This is a genomic window from Candidatus Methanoperedens sp., from assembly GCA_012026795.1.
GTDB lineage: Archaea > Halobacteriota > Methanosarcinia > Methanosarcinales > Methanoperedenaceae > Methanoperedens.
In genome coordinates this window covers 48,206-69,207 of sequence record VEPM01000008.1, presented here as the reverse complement: position 1 = coordinate 69,207, position 21,002 = coordinate 48,206, and the positions used below count along the sequence as shown (strand labels likewise).

16 protein-coding genes are annotated in these 21,002 nt (G+C 42.2%); all 16 read left to right on the top strand.

Annotation, left to right across the window (positions count from 1 at the left end; genetic code table 11):
- Positions 1 to 143 precede the first annotated feature (143 nt).
- The 16 genes from FIB07_03880 to FIB07_03805 all read left to right on the top strand — a co-directional run bounded on the left by FIB07_03880 (position 144) and on the right by FIB07_03805 (position 20,985).
- A complete protein-coding gene (locus FIB07_03880) occupies positions 144 to 1,697 on the top strand; it encodes a phage tail sheath family protein (protein NJD51987.1) in 1,554 nt (517 codons plus the stop codon).
- 57 nt (positions 1,698 to 1,754) lie between these two features.
- Positions 1,755 to 2,198 carry a phage tail protein gene (locus FIB07_03875; protein ID NJD51986.1) on the top strand — a complete coding sequence of 148 codons (444 nt, stop codon included), beginning with the start codon at positions 1,755 to 1,757 and terminating at the stop codon, positions 2,196 to 2,198.
- A gap of 17 nt (positions 2,199 to 2,215) precedes the next feature.
- On the top strand, positions 2,216 to 2,584 hold the full coding sequence (locus FIB07_03870) for a phage tail assembly protein (protein NJD51985.1): 369 nt from the start codon (positions 2,216 to 2,218) through the stop codon (positions 2,582 to 2,584).
- A complete protein-coding gene (locus FIB07_03865) occupies positions 2,581 to 2,763 on the top strand; it encodes a hypothetical protein (GenBank protein NJD51984.1) in 183 nt (60 codons plus the stop codon). Before FIB07_03870 ends, FIB07_03865 begins: the two co-directional genes overlap by 4 nt.
- A 29-nt stretch (positions 2,764 to 2,792) precedes the next feature.
- Positions 2,793 to 3,227 carry a phage tail protein gene (locus FIB07_03860; GenBank protein NJD51983.1) on the top strand — a complete coding sequence of 145 codons (435 nt, stop codon included), beginning with the start codon at positions 2,793 to 2,795 and terminating at the stop codon, positions 3,225 to 3,227.
- Between the two features lie 5 nt (positions 3,228 to 3,232).
- Positions 3,233 to 4,927, top strand: a complete 1,695-nt coding sequence (locus FIB07_03855) for a hypothetical protein (protein ID NJD51982.1) — start codon at positions 3,233 to 3,235, stop codon at positions 4,925 to 4,927.
- The gene (locus FIB07_03850; protein NJD51981.1) at positions 4,928 to 5,563 is read left to right on the top strand and encodes a LysM peptidoglycan-binding domain-containing protein; all 636 of its coding nucleotides are present in this window, start codon (positions 4,928 to 4,930) and stop codon (positions 5,561 to 5,563) included.
- A gap of 15 nt (positions 5,564 to 5,578) precedes the next feature.
- Positions 5,579 to 6,652 carry a phage late control D family protein gene (locus tag FIB07_03845; GenBank protein NJD51980.1) on the top strand — a complete coding sequence of 358 codons (1,074 nt, stop codon included), beginning with the start codon at positions 5,579 to 5,581 and terminating at the stop codon, positions 6,650 to 6,652.
- Complete coding sequence (locus tag FIB07_03840; protein NJD51979.1) at positions 6,649 to 7,302, top strand: phage tail protein; 654 nt, start codon at positions 6,649 to 6,651, stop codon at positions 7,300 to 7,302. Before FIB07_03845 ends, FIB07_03840 begins: the two co-directional genes overlap by 4 nt.
- Positions 7,303 to 7,313: 11 nt before the next feature.
- Positions 7,314 to 7,607, top strand: coding sequence for a hypothetical protein (locus FIB07_03835; GenBank protein NJD51978.1), 294 nt, complete (start codon positions 7,314 to 7,316; stop codon positions 7,605 to 7,607).
- A 27-nt stretch (positions 7,608 to 7,634) separates the two neighbouring features.
- Positions 7,635 to 8,030, top strand: coding sequence for a GPW/gp25 family protein (locus tag FIB07_03830; GenBank protein ID NJD51977.1), 396 nt, complete (start codon positions 7,635 to 7,637; stop codon positions 8,028 to 8,030).
- Between the two features lie 5 nt (positions 8,031 to 8,035).
- Positions 8,036 to 11,395: a hypothetical protein gene (locus tag FIB07_03825; protein ID NJD51976.1), complete on the top strand. Its 3,360-nt coding sequence runs from the start codon at positions 8,036 to 8,038 to the stop codon at positions 11,393 to 11,395.
- Positions 11,374 to 13,683 (top strand): putative baseplate assembly protein, encoded by a 2,310-nt coding sequence (locus FIB07_03820; GenBank protein NJD51975.1) that lies wholly within the window; start codon positions 11,374 to 11,376, stop codon positions 13,681 to 13,683. The genes FIB07_03825 and FIB07_03820 overlap by 22 nt, the downstream gene beginning before the upstream one ends.
- Positions 13,676 to 16,045 carry a hypothetical protein gene (locus FIB07_03815; GenBank protein NJD51974.1) on the top strand — a complete coding sequence of 790 codons (2,370 nt, stop codon included), beginning with the start codon at positions 13,676 to 13,678 and terminating at the stop codon, positions 16,043 to 16,045. Before FIB07_03820 ends, FIB07_03815 begins: the two co-directional genes overlap by 8 nt.
- Positions 16,046 to 16,113: 68 nt before the next feature.
- On the top strand, positions 16,114 to 19,650 hold the full coding sequence (locus tag FIB07_03810) for a hypothetical protein (GenBank protein NJD51973.1): 3,537 nt from the start codon (positions 16,114 to 16,116) through the stop codon (positions 19,648 to 19,650).
- Between the two features lie 15 nt (positions 19,651 to 19,665).
- The gene (locus FIB07_03805) at positions 19,666 to 20,985 is read left to right on the top strand and encodes a radical SAM protein (protein NJD51972.1); all 1,320 of its coding nucleotides are present in this window, start codon (positions 19,666 to 19,668) and stop codon (positions 20,983 to 20,985) included.
- Positions 20,986 to 21,002 lie beyond the last annotated feature (17 nt).

Sequence of the window (21,002 nt, the reverse complement as noted above, 5' to 3'; positions counted from 1 at the left end):
AAAAGGAGGTTTGAATGTCAATAACCAGAGAGGTATAGACAAGTTGCAAAAGTGTTGTAGAATAGAATTGCGGAAACCAGACAGATCTTAATAATAAATTTAAATTTTAAAATATATAATAAATATTAGAAGGAGGATATATAATGCCAGAATATTTAACACCGGGTGTATATGTAGAAGAATTTGAGATAGGAGCAAAACCGATAGAAGGGGTCAGCACAAGTACAGCTGGATTCCTCGGGATAACCGAACGCGGACCCACCACTCCCCAACTGGTCACAAATTGGCTCCAATTCCAGAGAATGTATGGAAGCTATATCGCAGGTTCATATCTACCCTATGCCGTAGATGGTTTTTTTATGAACGGGGGCCAGCGATGCTTTATAGGGAGAGTGGCTGCAAATGATGCCGCAAAAGCATCCCTTAAACTTACCAGCGCAGGCGCAAATGCGCTGACAATAGATGCGATCGGGGAAGGCGAGTGGGGAAAAAGGATAGTTGTCAAAGTGGGAACAGGAACAGATAATACGGCAGCAAAACCATTGTTCAAACTTTCTGTATTCTACTGGAAAGATGCGGTCCCATCGACTTTGTTCGATCCGGAAACAGATAAAAAATCAAAGCCTCAGCCTGCACAGGTCGAATTTTATGACAACCTGTCAATAGATCATGCTTCGCCTGACCACTATGATAAAAAGATTAACGGGATATCCAGTTTGATTACCATTTCCAGCCAGGCTGGTGATTCCGGGAATTTGCCAAATGGCCCGGTTGCGGTAACACCCCTGGGAGGAACTGATCTTGATGGGACTGCCCTGGGTATAGATGATTATTTGCGCGACTCGAATGAAGATAATATTCCTGGCAGCAGAAAAGGATTAACGGCTTTTAAAGAGATAGATGAAATTTCCATTGTTTATTCTCCCGATGCAAATTCGGTATCAGGTCTTGTTTCGGCTCTCATAAGCCACTGTGAAGAACTGAAGGATCGTTTCGCTATCATAGATACTGATGACGGGAGCAGTAATGTAGGTAATATTAAGCCCCGTGATAATTTTGACACAAAATATGCTGCGTTCTATTATCCATGGATAAAGGTCATTGATCCCCTGACTAGTAAGAGTAAGTTAATCCCGCCAGGAGGTCACATGGCAGGGATATATGCCCGCAGCGATGTTGAACGCGGCGTACATAAAGCCCCGGCAAATGAAGTGGTTCGCGGGGCAATGGATATTGAGTTCCAGATAACAAAAGGAGAACAGGGTATCCTTAATCCCCGCGGGGTAAATGTGATTCGTGCATTTCCGGGAAGAGGGATACGCATATGGGGAGCGCGGACACTATCAAGCGATGCTCTCTGGAAGTATATAAATGTCCGGCGCCTGTTCATCTTTGTAGAGGAATCCATAGAAGAAGGCACACAGTGGGTAGTATTTGAACCCAATGACGAAAAACTCTGGGCAAGGATCAGGGCAACAATAACCCAGTTCCTCACACGCGTATGGAGAGATGGCGCACTCATGGGAACAAAACCTGAAGAAGCGTTCTTTGTCAAATGCGACAGGACTACCATGACGCAGGACGATATAGATAACGGAAGACTGATCTGCATTATCGGCATCGCTCCTGTCAAGCCCGCAGAGTTCGTAATATTCCGTATCGCTCAATGGGCTGGAGGCTCTTCTGCTACTGAGTAACGATGTTAAAAATGAAAATAAAAATGAAAATAAATAATAAAACTATGGAGGATAAATATGGCTACTGGAGATAGGAAAGATCCGTACAGGCAGTTCAGGTTCCGTGTTGAGATAGATGGAATTTCACAGGCAGGTTTTAGCGAATGTACTTTTGCTGACACAACAACAGATCCTGTTGAATACCGTGAAGGAAATGAGCCCCCGCGATTCCGGAAACTGTCGGGATTAACAAAATACGGGAACATCACCCTCAAATGGGGTATTACTGATTCGATGGACCTGTATCAATGGAGACAGAGAGTTATAGACGCAGGGGCGGAAAAAGAACGGAAAAACATATCCATAACCCTGATAGATGAAGCAGGGTCAGATAAATCCCGGTGGGATATCGAGTCTGCATGGCCAAGCAAATATGATCCGCCTGATTTCAGCGGGAAGGGAAATGAAGTTGCGATAGAAACCCTTGAAATAGTCCACGAAGGATTTAAACGGGTCAAATGAAAAAATGAGCAGGTAACATTATGGCGTTTCAGACAGAATTTGAGTTCACCTTACCGAAAGGGTATGTAGATGAGGATGGGAATCTCCATAAGAAAGGCATTATGCGTCTTGCAACCGCCGCTGATGAGATCCTTCCTTTAAAGGATGCAAGAGTGCAGACAAACCCGGCTTATCTGACTGTGATATTATTTTCAAGAGTTATCACAAAGCTGGGAGATATAAAGGCAATAAATACAAAGGTGATCGAGAACCTGTTTGCATCAGATTTATCTTACCTGCAGGATTTCTACAGGCGTATCAATGAAAACGGATCAGGTAAAATAAAAACAGAATGCCCCAAATGCCAGCACCAATTTGAATTTGAGGTAGAATCCCGGGGGGAATAGCAGGCTACCCCCTTGACAGGTTGTACGAGGAGGTAGCTTTTATTGCATATCATTTCCACTGGCCATCTGAAGATATCCTGAATATGGAACACAAAGAAAGACACAGGTGGTGCGAGGAGATATCCAGGATAAACCAGCGTTTGAGTGGAGAAAAACAGAAAAGCATTCTTGAGGTCTAAGGGAGAATGTCCCGGTTAAAGTTTGATTTATGACAACAGGTAATAAACCATATCCATATACTTCATTCAGGTTCAGGATCGAGATCGGAGGAATTACTGTCGCGCAGGTTACAGAGGTAACAGGGCTTATACTTGAAACTGAAACTGAATCCTATGAAGAGGGCGGTGTTAATGATTATGTGCACCTGCTTCCTAAAAGGACAAAATACCAGCACATCACCCTGAAAAGAGGTATTTCTGATCTTGATGATATGTGGAAATGGTACCAGGAAGTGGTAAGTGGTAAGTTTAAGAAGAAAAACGGTACTGTTGTCCTGCAGGATGTCACAGGCAAAGATAAATGGTGCTGGAATTTCGAACAGGCATATCCGGTCAAGTGGACAGGCCCGGAATTAAGAGCAGACAGTAATACTGTCGCATTTGAGACTATTGAACTTGCACATCACGGTATCAAGAAGGGCTAAGAATAATGGCTAAACCAGTGATCAATTTAAGTGATCCGGATTTTCATCGCATGATCACCGGCAGATATCATAAAAGCAAAAGAAATCCATACGACTTTCCTTTGATGATATTTTTCAAAAACCAGGGGCAATCAATATCCAATAAGATAAATTTGAATGTTCTCCTGCAATTCAATACTAAAAATAATCTGAAAATTTCACAGATAACAGGACGTGGAATAAATAATGTGTTCAAGTTGTCCGGAATTGGAAAATACTTCCGGAATATATTATCGTCTTATAACAGAACGGAAATATCAAAATGCGGCATTAATAGGAAGGATTTTCATAATATTGTTTCAAAGCTGATTGTAAACAATTCTTTTTCCGGCAGGGATAATATTGTTCAAAAAATAAATCCCCGATTTCCTGGATCCTATTATCAATTCCATCAGGGTTTTTTCCCGGAATCCAGATATGGGTCTAAACCGGAATTCGATTATATATCTACCCCGCAATTTAAATATGTTATGCTGCCACATGTGAATTTATTGCTAAAAAACATGGCAATGGACAGTATTTTATATTCTAAGGATTTCTTTGGTTTTTCCAGGCATGAAAATGTAAAAAAGCAGCTTACAAATTATGGGAATAATATGGACTTTTCAGACCTGAATAATTATATTATATTGGGAAATAAATACCAGGTTACCTTACCACATGTGAACTTATTGCTAAACAGCATGACAACAGTTGACAGTGCTTTGTATACTAAGGATTTCTTTGGTTTTTCCAGGTCTGAAAATGTAAAAAAGCAGCTTACAAATTATGGGAATAATATGAAGGTTTTAAACTCGGATAACTATTCAACATTGGAAAATAAATACCAGGTTATCTTACCGCAGGTGAATTTATTGCTAAACAACATGACAATGGTTGGTGGCGCTTTAAATTCCCAGGAATTTTTCAAAACAAGTTCTGGTCGTCAGGAATCGTATTATTCTTTCCCGGGGATTGAATTAGCAGACCATGAACTTACAGGTGATGATAATATTAACCTGATGCATATTCACCCCGTTAATATCCGGCACATAAATGTCCCGCACACAAATATCCAATCCACAATTATCCAACCTGCAAATATCCAATATACAAATAACCAACCAGCAAATATCCGGGTCACGAATAAACAGGTCACAAATCCTGTAAATCATTTATTATTAAAATATCATTTTTCAGGAATTTCACACACAGGGATATTTTCACATTTGAAATCATTTTTAAAATCAATAACATGCCTGACTGTTCCTGGTATGGTAACTATGCTCCAGATCTCTCCACCGGGAGATTTCACAAAAGCAGGAGGATTCACGAAGGCAGGAGATTTCACGAAATCAGGGGTATCCGCAAAATCAATTATCAAAACTAACCTGCCATTATCTGCAAAGGCAAATCCTGAACCTGTAGCAAAACCAGGCATCCCTGTAAATGACTCTGATCTTCATTTTAAGACAAATAAGAATATCAAATATGAAATAGAAGAAATAAAAAGGATTGCCCTGGAAGCAAAACAGACAGTGACAGACAGGTTAAATTCAGTTCATACTTTACATGATGAGGAAATAAAGCGTAAAATAGATATTAAGCAGCTTTCTGACCAGGTATATCAATTATTAGATAGGAAAATAACTATTGAAAAAGAAAGACGGGGGTATATTTAAATGGAGCCGAAAAAAGGTTTTATTAAAATACTTGATGGGAATAAAAAGGGTAAGCAGATAGAGATACTCTATTTTCCTCCGGAATACTCCCTGGAAAGGAGCAATACATTCTCAGAAATAGCAATACCGGGACTTGAATCTCCTTATCTCCAGTTTGTAAAAGGAAACGCCGGAACGATCACGATTGAGGTTTTCTATGATACTTACGAAAAAGGAACAGATGTAAGGGAAATTACCAGCCAGCTTACTGATCTTTTAAATATCGATCCCACGATCCATGCTCCGCCTCCCCTGCAATTTATCTGGGGGCTTGATCCTAAAGAACCTTTTAATTGCGTACTTGAACGGGTGACAAAAAAGTTCACAATGTTCAACTCCGATGGGGTACCGGTCAGGGCAAGACTGAATATCACATTGAAAGAATTCAAGATGCAGCTAAACAGCCGGGAAAGGGAGCTCCAATCACCTGATAAAACAAAGGTGTATATAGCAAAGCAGGGCGACAGCCTCTGGGCTATAGCGTACAGGGAATACGGCGACCCTGATATGTGGAGACCTATTGCGGAAAAAAATAATATTTATAACCCACGGTCTTTAAAACCGGGTACGGAATTGGCAATCCCGCCGCTGGAATAATGTTGGAGTGATGATATGGCAACAGCGATTTCAGGCATGGATATTTATGCGCCCGTATTTAAGATAAAACAAAATGGCGAGGAATACCCGCCAAAAGAGAGCATCTTAAATATTGAGATAGATGAAGACCTGGAAAGTCCTGCGATGTTCCGGCTGTCATTAAATGAAGAGATCAACATCCGGACGCAGCAATTCAGGTGGCTTGATGATGATAAGATCAAACCCGGAACAGAGGTAGAGATTTTCTTCGGGTATGCGACATCAAAGAAACAGGGTATGATGAAAGGAAAAATCAAGGCACTTACACCCGGTTTCCAGTCAACCGGCAATCCAACGCTTAGCGTTGAAGGTTATGATCATTCACACGATATGCAAAAGACAGCAAAAAAATTTACTGATACGGAAGTAACTTACTCAACGATCGCACAGGAGATCGCACAGGCAAATGGCCTTTCGGCAAAGGTGGATCCCACGGAAATAACTCATGGGAAGGTTGAACGGATAAAAAATGAAACGGATTATGATCTCTTAAAAAGGCTTTCTAATGAGATTGGTTATGAATTTTTCATCAGGAATAAAGAATTGTACTTTCGTGAGCCCAGAGATAACATCGGGGGAGATTTTACTTTCGAGTTCAGGAAAAATTTCATCAATTTCAATCCGCGGATGACCACTGCATCGCTTGTAAATGAAGTACATGTAACGGCCTGGAACATAAAGGATAAAGAAAGTATCTCCGAATCCGCCACGATCAGTGATATCAAGAGCAGCGTTGGGAACCCTGATTTTGATAGCATCATAGAACAGTCCAATGGAACAAAAGTGGATGTAAAGCTTGAAGGAAGGCTTGTACGATCCCAGAAAGAAGCAAAGAACCTTGCAAAAGCAGAATTAAAAAGAAGGAATAAAGGTTTCATTGAAGGTATGCTTGAATGTATCGGTGATTCTTCACTCCGGCCCGGAATAACGGTAAATATTGAAAAAGTCGGGAAACGGTTCAGCGGCGTATATTACATAACAAAAGCGACGCATTCCATAGGCGATGCGGGTTATAAAACCACCATCACTGTGCGAAGGAGTATTTTATGAGCATGCAAGACCTGCTGCCGCGTCCACAGCAGGACAGTCACATATATGGCGTGGTAATAGCTGTGGTCACAAGCAACCAGGATACAGAAGGACTCGGCAGGATCAAGATCAATTTTCCATGGAGAGGAGAAAAGGATGAAAGCTACTGGGCAAGAATCGCAAGCCCCATGGCAGGAAACGAAAGAGGTATGGTTTTTTATCCTGAAGTTGATGACGAAGTGCTGGTGGCATTTGAGCACGGGGATATAAACCAGCCATATGTCATCGGATCTCTCTGGAATGGAAAGGATAAACCTCCCGAAACCAACAGCGATGGGAAGAATAATATCAGGAAGATCAAATCAAGAAGCGGACATGAAATAATTTTTAATGATGACGATACCGCAATGAAGGAAAAAATCGAGATCCATACTAAAGGGAAACATAAGATAGTGCTTGATGACTCATCAGGCCAGGAAAAGATCGAGATAGTTGATAAGACCGGGAGTAATAAGATCGTGATCGATTCGGTGGCGAATTCAATAAACATCGAAAGCGCCATGGAACTTAAAATAAAAGGAAATATTGTTGAGATAGAGGGTACAACGTCGCTTACCCTCAAATCCAGCGCTGTTCTTACTATCCAGGGATCAATCGTAAAGATAAATTAGGAGTGATTTCAATGCCGCCAGCAGCAAGAGTAGGAGATATGACAAGCCACGGCACCCCCCTTGGGCCAGGTCCGGGAAGTGCAAATGTGCTAATCGGCGGGATGCCGGCTTTTCGCGTGGGTGCGGATTTTCACACATGCCCCCTGTTCAATGGGCCTGCTCCGCATGTCGGAGGAGTAATATCCATGGGAAGCACAACAGTCCTGATCAATAACCTTCCTGCGGCCCGCCAGGGAGACATGATCACAGAAGCAGGGCCCCCTAATTCGATAGTGATGGGATGCCCTACTGTAATGATCGGATAAATAACCAAAATATCACCGGAGGATTAAATGAGCAAGGATTTTCTTGGCAGAGGATGGAAGTACCCTGTCAGGGTCGATGAAAATGGAAAGATCGCCATTTCCGAATATGATGAAGATATCAAAGAAGCGATCAGGATAATCCTTGGAACTGCTAAAGGAGAACGCATCATGCGTCCTGAATTCGGATGTGGGATACACGAATATGTTTTTAGTTCTATAAATGCGGTAAACCTGTCCCTTATCGAGACAAGCGTAAGAGACGCACTTACACTGTGGGAGCCGCGGATTGAACTTATAAATGTGAACACGGATGCAGGACAGGCAGATGAAGGCAAGCTTTTCATAAATATCGATTACAGGGTACGTGCGACAAATACCCAATTTAATCTTGTTTATCCGTTTTACTTAAAGGAAGGAGAATAATAAAAATGCCCGGCCCTGAAGTAATCAAAAAAAATATGGAAATTATCCTGCAGGAAATAAAAGGCAAGGTCCCGTACTACACCCCGGAATGGACTTTTACAGATGAGACTAATACTGATCCGGGAGCGGCACTTGCTAAAATATTTGCACAAATGTCTGAAATAGCTATTAAGAAATTAAATGATGCCCCGCAAAGACATTTCCTGTCCTTTCTTGAGACAATTAATGCTTCCCTGATCCCGGCCCGTCCTGCAAGAGCCCCACTCACATTCCTGCTGAGCAAGGGCACTCCTGAGAACGTACTTATTCCTGCATTGACACAGGTGGCTGGCCAGGGAGCTGACGGAAAACCGGTGCTATTTGAAACTGAGAAGAATATCATAGCCACGCCTTCAAAACTTGTATCCGTGTTCAGTATTATTGATAACAATTATTTATTCAACTGGGATGAAATTCCGGGGAATGAGAATAACAGTATCCTGGAATTCCTGGCCCGGAATTATGATGTTGAGTGGGCAAGATCAGGAACTATAACGAAACAGGGTAATGACATAATAAAAATAACTTCTGCAGGTAATCCTGACATTTTGTTTAAGTTAAATAACATTACAGGTAAAGTTAAACTGGAAATCGGTACGGATGCTTCACATGACCTGATTGACAGGACTGATGAATTTACAGCCAGGATCGAGAATGGCAGATTAAATGTATATAAGCAGGACGAAATATTTGATCATACAGTAACCATAGATGGGACAGGTTCATCAGGATTCTTCGAGGGCAAGAACCGGCAGGAACATATACTTTATATCGGGGATAAGAACCGGTTGAATGTTACAACTGCAAGGATCCAGGTTGAAGGCAAAGGATCGCAGAACCTTTCAAATCCGCTTAATTTTTCATGGGAATATGGGACAGAAGTCACTGAAAAGATCGATGGCAAGGAAATAAAAACTGTTAGATGGAACATCCTGGCCCCTGCAAATAAATCAAGCTGGCTGCCATTGGTCAAAAGTACGGATGAACCGATAAGTGAAATAGAGATTAATGGAATAAAAAGCCGATGGATACGGTGCAGGGTAATAAATTCCAGGATCTCGCTGGCCAGGGATATGCAAATATCAGGACTGGATATATCCACTTCACCCTATTCTCCAGGTATCAAACCTGATATGGCTTTCATGAACGATGTGCCTGTGGATGTTACTAAAAACATATATCCGTTTGGCAAGAAACCGCAGATATATAATACATTTTACATAGCATGTGATGATGCTTTTTCAAAGACCGGATATATTGTAGAGATAAGTTTTGATCTTACCCCTGGAAAAACAGCGGGGTCTGCCGCAGCAGATAAAAAAACCGCGAACAATCCACAGCTTTCCTGGGAGTACTGGGACGGGATGGGATGGAATTGTCTTGAAAAGCTGCAATTTAAAAATACTCCTGATAACTGGGCTGGTATTGATGAATGTATTGAAACGCCAGGAGAGAAGGCATCGGTTATTGACACAGCAAAAGAAGAACAAAAAAGAGCGGTTGATTATCCTAAAATCATTATCCCATCCATGCCGACTGCAAAACCTACAACGGTAAACGGACAGGAAAAATACTGGATACGCGTGCGGCTTGTAGGGGGAGACTATGGAAAAGAATACATGATCAAAAATAACCAGGTTGAACCCGGAAGCTTTTGTCCTCCAATGCTTTCGAATTTAAGGATCAATTATATCAAAAACAGCGCGGGACAGGACAAATCTGCTGATCAGCCCGATTACATACTTTCAAAAAATAACCTTGTATTTAAAAACTGCCTGGACGAACTTAATACAGGGAAGACTTTTAAACCATTTGAATCCATCCCGGATAACTATCCTTCCCTTTATTTCGGGTTTGATAAGCCGCTAAAAGGAGGGCCTTTCAGTCTTTTCATTTCAATTGATGAAAATACCGATTACAGTGAAAATAAAAGACCATCATTGAAATGGCAATACCTCTCAAAGAACAGCCAGTGGCTTGAACCTGATATCCTGGATGAAACAAATGGCTTTATAAAAAGCGAAATGGTACAATTTGTCATATCCGGGGAAATGGTGAGTGAAAAAATATTCACAACAAATGACCTGTACTGGATAAGGGCGCAGGCAGTACAAAACCCGGTTGTTGAACTGAAAGATATCCACACAAGATCAAAACTTCTCGGTTTATACCTGAATTCCGCATGGGCTCTCCAGTCAAGGACTGTTGCGTATGAAATTACAGGTTCCAGCACAGGTGAAAGCCGCCAGGTGTTCAGGCTGATGAATACACCTGTATTATCGGAAAAGATACTCGTAAATGAATACGGCACACTTACTGAAATCGAAAGGAAAGCACTCGGCAATAATAAGTATATCGATGAGAAAAAAAACGATTCAGGTAATGTGACAGAGTTCTGGGTGAAATGGGATGAAGTCCCATATTTTCTTGATTCAGTCCCAAAAGACAGGCATTATATTATAGACAGGACTACGGGTGAAATCCGGTTCGGGGATGGAGTCCATGGCATGATACCATCCATCGGGTATAACAATATCAAAGCCATATACTCTACAGGCGGGGGAAAGACAGGGAATATTCCTGCCAGGAAGATATCAAAACTCCAGGGCACAATAGCTTTTGTCGATAAGGTTTACAACCCTGTAGCTTCTGACGGGGGAGCCGATACGGAGGAAGTTGATACTCTTACAAAAAGAGCGCCCTCTGTCCTGAAACACAGGAACAGGGCTGTTGCCCTCCAGGATTACCAGATGCTTGTAAAAGAAGCCTCAAATAAAGTGGCAAGGGTAAAAATCCTCCCGAATCTCAGCGCAGAAGGTACGCATATGCCAGGAACTATTACCATTGTCATAGTCCCCGGAAGCATGGATGCAAAACCGGTGCCTTCGCCTGAACTGCGCCATATTGTGGAACGATACGTCAGTGAGAGATGCTCCAATCTCGCAAAACTGAATGTGGTCCAGCCCTCTTATATTGTGGTGAAGGTATCTGCAATTCTTGTAACTCATAAGATAGATACTATACCTGTCATAGAGCAGAAAGCAAAGTCGCAGATAACAGGTTTTCTCCATCCTCTCTTCGGGGGATTGGAAGGCAAAGGCTGGGACTTCGGCGCAGTTCCATGCATATCTGACATTTTCCCATTGTTCGAGAAGATAGAAGATGTGGACTATGTAAGTGAACTTAAGATACAACTTTATGATGAAGATAGCTCAAAATTAACCGAAATAACAAGAAATTCTGATAATTTCAAACTCCCGGCTGATACTCTCCTGTATAGCGGCGAGCACGATATTTCTGCAAAATGGATACCTGGAAGTGGTTGATAACAATGGTACTGCCAAAACAAAACCTGGATGATAAGACTTTCAGCCAGCTTGCGCAGGAGGGAAGAAAACTCATCCCAAGATATGCGCCGCAGTGGACAGACCATAACCTGAGCGACCCCGGTATCACGCTGATAGACCTTTTTGCCTGGTTAACCGAGACCACATTATTCCGGATAAACCTGATACGGGATAGTCATAAAATCAAATACCTGAAACTACTGGGATTCACGCCGCTTCCACCTCAACCTGCAATCGTAGATCTTTCATTCAGGTCTGGCAGACAATTGCCATTGCCAGAAGGTGAGGTTATAAGAACAGAAATATCGGGCAAAACTATGTATTTTGAGTTGCTCGAAAAAATCAGTATTGTTCCTTTAAATCTTGAAAAAGTAATTGTTGATGAAAAAACAGGAGGAATCTTTGACAGGACAGGAGCAAATGAACAGGAAGACCTTTTTTATGCTCCATTTGGCATGAAGGATCATGAAAATAATACTCTTTATCTTGGATTTGATAAGGAAGCAGAAGAACTCAGCTTTATGGTCTATCTTTATGAAAAGGACTTGGAGGTAGATGCCGGGAAACATGGTGATGAAAAAGGATCAACCCCTGTCATTTCCGAATTTACCTGGGAAATGTCGATCCTTCCTGATGGGAGCAAATGGCAAACTATCGATCCTGGAACGATTATTGATGAGACAGAGGGCTTTAACAAAAGCGGACGGATAATTTTTAATGATCTTAAAGGCTGGGTTACGTCACAGAATATAATATGGAAGGATACAAATAATATATCTTATTCCTGGCTGAGATGCATCCTGAGAAAATCCGGTTTCCAGTACCCTGTGCGAATTGAAACAATAAGTATCAATACAGTTCCTGCGATACATGGGAAGACAATTAATGCAGATAATACCTGGAAAAGGACCGGAGAATTTTCCAGCAGTAATACCAGCGAAAATAGCAATATCAGTAATGGCATGCCTTCACAGGTCTTTACATCACCCTGCAAACCCATTCTTGACAGGACACTCCTGGTTTCGGTTTCCGGTGAATATAACGAATATTTTGCAGCCTGGAATGAGATACCCGGCAGGGATAGTCAAAGGCTTTTAAAATACCTGGCAAACAAGCTTTATTTTGACTGGATAAAGCATGCAGATATCGAAAAGAACGCGACAGGTGATATTATTGAAATATCCGATGACAGGAACAAAATTCTTCTTTTTCTTAATGCGTTGAAAACAAAAGTAAGCATGGTAATGGATGAGAGAGGTGTTTGTGATTTTACTGTCAAAATACAGGATCATGAATTAAAAATGTACAGCGGGCTATGGACAGAAGTTGATGACTTTGATGGTTCGGGACCCGATGATAATCATTACATTCTTAATAAAGAACCGGGGGAAATAAAATTCGGGGATGGTTTAAATGGCAGGATCCCGCCTGAATCATCCAAGATAACAGCGGTCAGATACAGGGTAGGCGGCGGGAGTGAAGGAAATTTCAAAGCCGGATATTACTGGAAAGTTGAAAATGAGAAAAAAACCATTGGTCACACCCTGGAAATTGTTAACCATAAACCATCAACCGGAGGAAAAGATGCCGAAATCCTTGACGATGCGATCGAAAGATGTCTCCGTGACATGAAAATCCCTTATACTGCCGTCACTTCCAGGGATTTTGAATATATCGCCATGAACACACCCGGATTAAGGGTGGCAAAAGCAAAAGCCATACCGGATTATAAGAAAGATGGGGAAAACAGTAAGGCTTCAGTCACTATAGCCGTACTGCCATATACACCCATCGAGACATTTATTGCTCCGCCTTCACCCCCGCCCGGATTTATTGATGCAATATGCCGCCATGTGGATAAACACAGGCTTCTTGGAACGCAAATCCATATCGAGTCCCCGCAATTTATCCGTGTCAATGTGAGTATGACAATAGACCCGGTAAAAGGTTATTCTGAAAAAGAATTGACCGGTACCGTAAAAAAAGAACTCGCTCTTTTCCTGCATCCGGTAAAAGGATGGTTCGATAAAAAAGGCTGGCCTATAGGCAGGCTGGTATCCAGGTCTGAGATTTTCGAACATATCCGGAAAATCGAGGGGATCAAATGTATCCTGAAGATTTCAATTTCAGGGGATAATGGTTCAAGCCCTGATGCGAACGGGAACCTGAAGTTGCCCTCAGAAATATCAACAGTTTATCCTGGCAGCATATCCGTGATAATCAACAAAGATCTAAATAAATGCAGGAGCGATGGTGTGAATGGATGAGATAAGATTCAAATGCATCAATACACAAAAACTCTGGGAGAGTAATACTGAGGATATTAAAAATCTCACAATTGAAGGAGGAGAACTCAGGTTAAGCTCAACTTACATATACGAATCCGGGGATGAACTCATAAATAATGATAGTCTTGACATGAGTGATATCGCTGTTGGCGGATGCAACAGGATTTTCATAACAGATAAAAATTCAAAGTCCATACTTAATTATGAGATAGACAGCGGGGTTATCAGTGATATGGGAGCGCTGCCTTTAACACTGGAATCCCCCTCAGGGATCGCTATAGATAAGGATTCGATATATATAGCAGACAGGGGAAGGTTAATTGCGCTTGCAAGAAGCAATCTCCAGATACGCTGGATAGTATCCGATCATAACGGATCACCGATTAATGAAATTATAGATATTACAGTAGCTGATGATGTTATTTATGCCCTTGAAAAGTGCAATGAAAATTACGGGGGAAGTGATGAAGATAGCGGAATAGAAAAAAGAATCCTGATGATCAACAGGGCCGGAAATATAAATTTCCCGCCAATAAGTCCTGGAAAAAATTCAGATCCGACAGATATCGCTGTAGATAAGGACGGGGATATCTATGTTCTTGGCCGGAACACCCTTACTGATAAGAACAGCGTGGGGATATTCAGGAAAAAATTCCTGTTCAAATGGCGTAATGTTCCGGGGATCGATAATGATAAACTCCTGGCTTTCCTGAGGGATCAACTCAACATTGGCTGGTTAATGGGTGCAGCAATATCCGGCCCTGATGAAAAAACCATCCTTGTATCCGTTGCTGGAAAATACGTCAAAATCTCCCTTGAAGAAAATAAGGGTATGGCTTTGATCACTACCAGTGATGGTGGAGTTCATTACTTACAGGTAAATGAAGAGGATTGTAACCTTAATGTATATTGTATTGAAGACACACCTGAAACGATAGATATTCCATTTTCACCAAAAGGACTTGCAGTTGATTCGCGAAAGCAGGTTTTTGTCGGGGAAGCTGCTGGTGATATTTCAAAGGATCAGACAATATATAAGATCATAGATCAAAAGGATATTTCTCCCATGTGGTCATACAGGGGAGCTTCGGGAAGATTGATCACTGATTCTAAAAGCAACCTGTATATTATTGATGGTACAGGAAAAAAACTGGTATATTTAAAGTATAATAAAATCAATAATCCTGATAAGAGCGGTCTTTTTTCAGGTCATTACATATCAAAACCGATAAATAGCGGAAGTTTAAAAACACGATGGCACAGGTTCCTCCTGGAAGGCAGGTTCGAAGAAGGCACACAGGTGGATTTCTCATACTATATTTCAGATAATATCAATACTAATATAGGAGATATAGATGAGAACGAATGGCATAAAGGCCTGCCCGGATCTTCATCGATCCAGGGAACATACCGGAGGGATGCTCTCTTCCTGAAAGATAATGAGGGACAATACCTCTGGTTTAAAATTTCACTTACCGGAAATGAAACACTGTCACCGGTTTTAAATTCGATCCAGTTATTCTTCCCAAGGTTTTCATATCTTGATAATCTTCCTGCGATCTACCAGGAAGATGTTGTAAGCCGGGAATTTCTTGAGCGTTTTCTTTCAATATTTGAAAGCATTTTTTATGAGATAGATTTCAAAGTAGAACACCTGGGACGGTTTTTCGATGCCCTGGGTGCGCCTCCTGAGTTCTTATCATGGCTGGGGTACTGGCTTTCCATAACATGGGATGAGAATTTTTCTGAAAAAATGAGGAGGTTGTATATCCGAAGAGCCATCCTGCTATATAAGAAAAGGGGTACAAAAGAAGGATTGGAAGAGGCTATCGCCCTATTTTTATATACAAAAAAACACCCGGAGGAAAGCCTTGAAGATATTATTGCAAATTTCAGGCAGGAGAAGCCATACATAGTTGAGAATTTCAACGCCAGGCGGGTCCCTGAAGATAAGAAATGCGTGCCATGCAGGGAAGTAAAAGACCTGTATTTCCCGCCGTTTGATGCAAAAACAATAACGGATATTCTTTTTGGAAACGATCTTTTCTCGTTCTTTGTCTTACTGCCGGATGCGAACCTGGATGAAGACACGATAAATACAGTAAAAAGGATAATCGAAGAGCAGAAACCGGCGCATACATGTTATTGTCTTAAAATGCTTGAACCGTGGTTCTACCTTGATATGCATACATACCTGGACATAAATACAAGACTGACTTACCCGGCATTGATTATGGACAGGACATCGGTTTTAGGCAGGGATACGGTCCTGTATGATGCAGAGCAATCAGGACAGGTAAGAGTACATTCACGAATAGGCGTAGATACTAAATTAACTTAAAAATATAAAAATCGGTGAAACAATAAAAACAATAAAAGTAATAAAAATAACAGAAGGAGGATTAAAATATGTCAGACAGTCAAGAGAATACGGAGAGTTGTAAACTTCGAGCATACCAGAGAAATAATTATTATTATGGTAAATTGATGACGGTAAGAGATTTCGAGCTGGAGCAGCAGTATCTCAACGATAAAAGATGGCTGGTAAACAGGCTGATGTTCGGAAGCGGAACTGTTTGCGGGCTGCGTGTTGAATCGCAGGGGATGAATGTAATTATCAGATCCGGATTAGCTATTGACAGGTGCGGCCGCGAGATAGTTGTCCCTGAAGATGTGATTTTAACCCTTTCTGATACTGACAGGCCTTCTTCACAGAACAAAAAAGCAATATATTTAAAATATAATGAATGTCCTAAAGAGAGGGTCAGGGCACAGACTGCTTCAACATGTGAAGAAGTATGCGCAAATAACAGGACAGAAGAATCCTATACATGTGAAATAGAAAATATCCAGAATAACGGGGTGGAAATATCCGATGAAAAGATATGCGATATCTGGAACAACCTCTCAACAAAAATATTTGACTACCGGTCCGGAGATGGACAAATAAGGATCAGCAGGAAAGTGAAAAATTATATCACACCTGGAGATATTTTTGAAGTACATCTTTCGATCAATAATATTTCGGAATCTTCAGTTTCAGTCTCATTATCCGAAAACCTGCCAGCAGGATGGGCACTGATCGATGGGATTAAAGATCCGGAAACTATCTCTATCCAATCCCGGGATACAATAAATATATGGTATCTTGTAAGGGCCGAACCAGGCCAGGCAGGAAATTTTGCCATAAAAACAAATATCAATGGTGTGGAATACGATGAAACAACATCCATAATCGAAGTGAAAAGTCCGCGTGAAATCTCTGAAAGTCTTCAGAAAAATTTAGTTGAGTTCAGGACAAAACCATGTTTTAATAGTAATGAAGATACGAGAGTAAAAATCGCGGAATTAAGCCTTGGGACAGATGGTTCGGGAAATCCAAAACTGGTGGTTGATAATACAAAACGAACACTGGTAAATAACAATAAACATATTACCCGGATGCTCGAATGTCTCAAAACGCAGGCCAGTGAGCTTGAAGACCAATCCATATACCTTAAAAATAAAATAGCTCCCAGCAAAATATTATTGAGCGCAGATCCGGAGGAAATATATGCTAATGATACTGCAAGCTCTGAAATTACGATAACTGTCCGGAATGATGCCGGTGTGGGATTGCCTGGTATCGATGTAATTCTCATAAGCACGCTTGGAAATATTCCGGATCATGTTACAACAGGCCAGGATGGAAAAGTAACAGCAACTCTAAAGTGCGGCACAATTCCCGGAATTGCCGCCGTTATGGCCACAACAGGGTCAGGAGCAGCCGTAACCCAAGTCACATTTAAACCCACTACAGGAAGCATAGAGGGCTTTGTAAAAGATACAACAGACGACACCAAAAAAATCAAGGAAGCAACTGTTTCAGTTGGTACGATCACAACTGTGACTGATAATGAAGGTCATTATCTGCTTCAAAATGTTCCTCATGGGAACCAGGTATTATGGGCATTTGCCTCAGGATATGAAAAAGCATCGGATCTGGTAAATGTGAAGCCGGACCAGATAAATAAAATGGATATCCCGCTTACTCCGATATCTACCGAAGGAACAATAACAGGAAGAGTCCTGGATATAGATGGAAATGTAATACAAAAAATTGTTAAGGTGATGGCCGGAGGAATTTCAACCACAGCGGATGAGACAGGAAATTATACCCTCTCAAATGTGCCAACCGGCACATATACTGTGACTGCCTCTGCGGATAAATACCAGACCCGGAGCAGGGGCTCTGTTATTGTGACAGATGACCACACAACTTCAGGTATAAACTTCACGCTGGAACGTGCTACAGGAACAATAAAAGGCAGGGTCACTGAAATATCAGGAATATCTGTTGATTTATCCGTGGAAAGAGGTCCTGTTACCGGAGAAATATCAGCTATTCCGGGAAGGATATTGCCCGTTGAACTAATGCCCCGGCCCGTATCAAGAGGTATCATGGGCGCAACAGTATCTGTTGTTGGCACATCGCTATCTGTACTGACTGATGAATCCGGAAATTATGTTATTTATAATGTTCCGCTTGGTACGCATACTGTAACTGCAAGTGCCCCGGATTATAACGCAGGAACCTCCTCAGTGATTGTGGAAGCAAATACGACATTAACCCTTAACTTCCAGCTTTTGGCGCTGGTAACTACGGGAACTGTTTCAGGAAGAGTTACAACTTTCAGGAAACGAATAGAACCTGTATGCACAGGGGCAACACCTCTAATAAGCCGTGCTACTGTAGATATTCCTGCAGTGAGACCCGCAGGCACTACTATCAGATCGCCGGACACTACGGTGGCAAGATCACTGGATACAGCAACAAGTGCAGCTGCAATCCTGTGCATCGCAGGAAAACCGACTGATATTCCATGCCTTTCAGGAGTGCCTGATGGCAATATGGAGGAAATCGGGATACAGGGGGCAACTGTATCAGTAGCTGGCCTGTCAGCCATTACTGACAGCCTGGGGAATTATATTATCAGGAATATTCCTGAAGGTTCCCAGGATGTTGTTGCAAATGCGGCAGGATATGTCACAGGAAAAAGTACTGTAAACGTGCCTGCCGGCGGAACCGTAACTGCAAACTTCAGGCTTACTGTTGCGGTTTCAAAAGGAACGATCTCAGGACGCGTAACAACTGCCAGAACTGACACCTGCACCGGCGCAAGACCCGGGATAAGCGAAGCGGCAGCTATATGTATTTCAGGAGGACCGGGATCTATAAGCGTAACAGGTATAAAAGGCGCTACAGTCTCCGTAACAGGTACATCACTATCAGCAGTTACTGATGATTCTGGCAATTATTCAATTCCTGATATTCCTACCGGAAGCTATACGGTGATCGCAAGCGCTACGGGATATAGTACAGCGACACAAAAGCCTCTGGTGAATGAGAACCAGACAACAATACTGAATTTCCAGTTAAACAGGGTCATTTGTGCAGCTGGACAGCCTGATGTGCCATGTCTTGCAGGAAAACCAAAAGTCATTTGCACAGCGGGAACGCCTCTTATAGCCTGCCTGGCAGGGAAACCGGATAATACTATAACATGCCTGGCAGGGAAACCGGATAATACTATAACATGCCTGGCAGGGAAACCGGATAATACTATAACATGCCTGGCAGGGAAGCCGGATAATACTATAACATGCCTGGCGGGGAAGCCGGATAATACTATTGTTACCCCATGCACATCCGCAAGACCGGTTGTAGATAGGCCAGTCGTTGATAGGCCGGTTGTAGATAGGCCGGTTGTTGATAGACCGGTTGTAGATAGACCGGTTGTTGATAGGCCGGTTGTTGATAGAACAGTCGTTGACAGAACGGTTGTAGATAGGTCGGATACGGTAACACCTGTCCCAAGATCCATATCAGATACCTCTGATGCTACAACAACATGTCCGGCCGGGCGACCGACGATCGCACCTATAAGAAGACCACAGCCGCGATAAAGGAGGATATATAAAGTGAAGCCTTTCTTTTTCCTGAAACCCGGGAAAGGGAACAGTTACCAGGTATTTAATCCTGTAGATAATACGGAATATGAGCTGAATTATATCGGATACAGGATACTGGAACATTGTGATGGGTCACTGGAGCCTGAAGAAATCGCAGACCGTCTCATAAGGGATTTTGCCCTTGCTAAATCCGATGCTGTGGATTATATCAATGTATTTCTCGATGAGATGTACAGGCTTGGAATGATAGCATGGAGACAGGAAAAATATGAATCTTACAGGAACTGGGGCGCCCCATCTACCGTATTCTGGGATATAACCGGGGAATGTAACCTCAGGTGCGTTCATTGCTACAATTTTGAGGGAAAGCAGCATGAGAATGAACTTTCAACTCCGGAAGTCAAACGTTCGCTTGAAGAGATGTCAGGTTTCGGTGTAAAAAACATCTCCTTCAGCGGCGGGGAACCTTTCGCGCGAAAGGATATGCTCGAGATAATCCGGCACGCTGCCGGTCTTGGATTTGATACTGTTGGTGTTTCCACCAACGGGATACTACTGGACAGGGATATCGTGAGAAATCTTACGATACCGAAACTAAATGTACAGATCAGCATAGATGGCGATGATCCGGATACCCATGACATGATGCGCGGAGTAAAAGGCGCATTTGAAAGCGCGATCCATAGCATCCGGATTCTCCTGGAAGAAGGCGTTAATACTTCTGTATGCACAACAGCCACGAAATTGAACGTAGAACGGATACCCGGCATTATCCGGCTTATGGGGGACCTGGGTGTGAAAAACTACAGGGTGCAGGGTGCGGTGCCCATGGGACGCGGGAAAAAGAACGCGGATTTAAGGCTTACGCCGGGCAGGATGAAGGAACTTGTAGAGTACCTTGAAAAAAGGAATATACAGGTTTCAAGTTACAATGTCACACTCAAACCACCTCCTGCGGGTCCGGTTAATTTATGTGATCCAGGTGTATGCAGCGCAGCCTGTTCTGTCTGTTCCATAACCTCGGACGGCAATGTAGTTCCATGTACATACTTCTGGGGAATAAACGGTGATAACCTGCGCGACCATTCATTCCAGTGGATATGGGAGAACTCTCCGGTTTTAAATTATTTCAGGAGCATCCGCCTGAATGATATCAAAGGATTATGTCGTGACTGCAAATGGCTTCCTGTATGTCACGGGGGATGTAAAGCTGAGAATTATTCGAACGGGGATATGTTTGGATCAAGTCATAGCTGCTGGGTGGCTGAGGAAACCAGAAATAGAATACTGTCAAGCGGGAAAATTGAAACTCAAAAATTAATTGCATAAGGTGAAATGGAGATTGG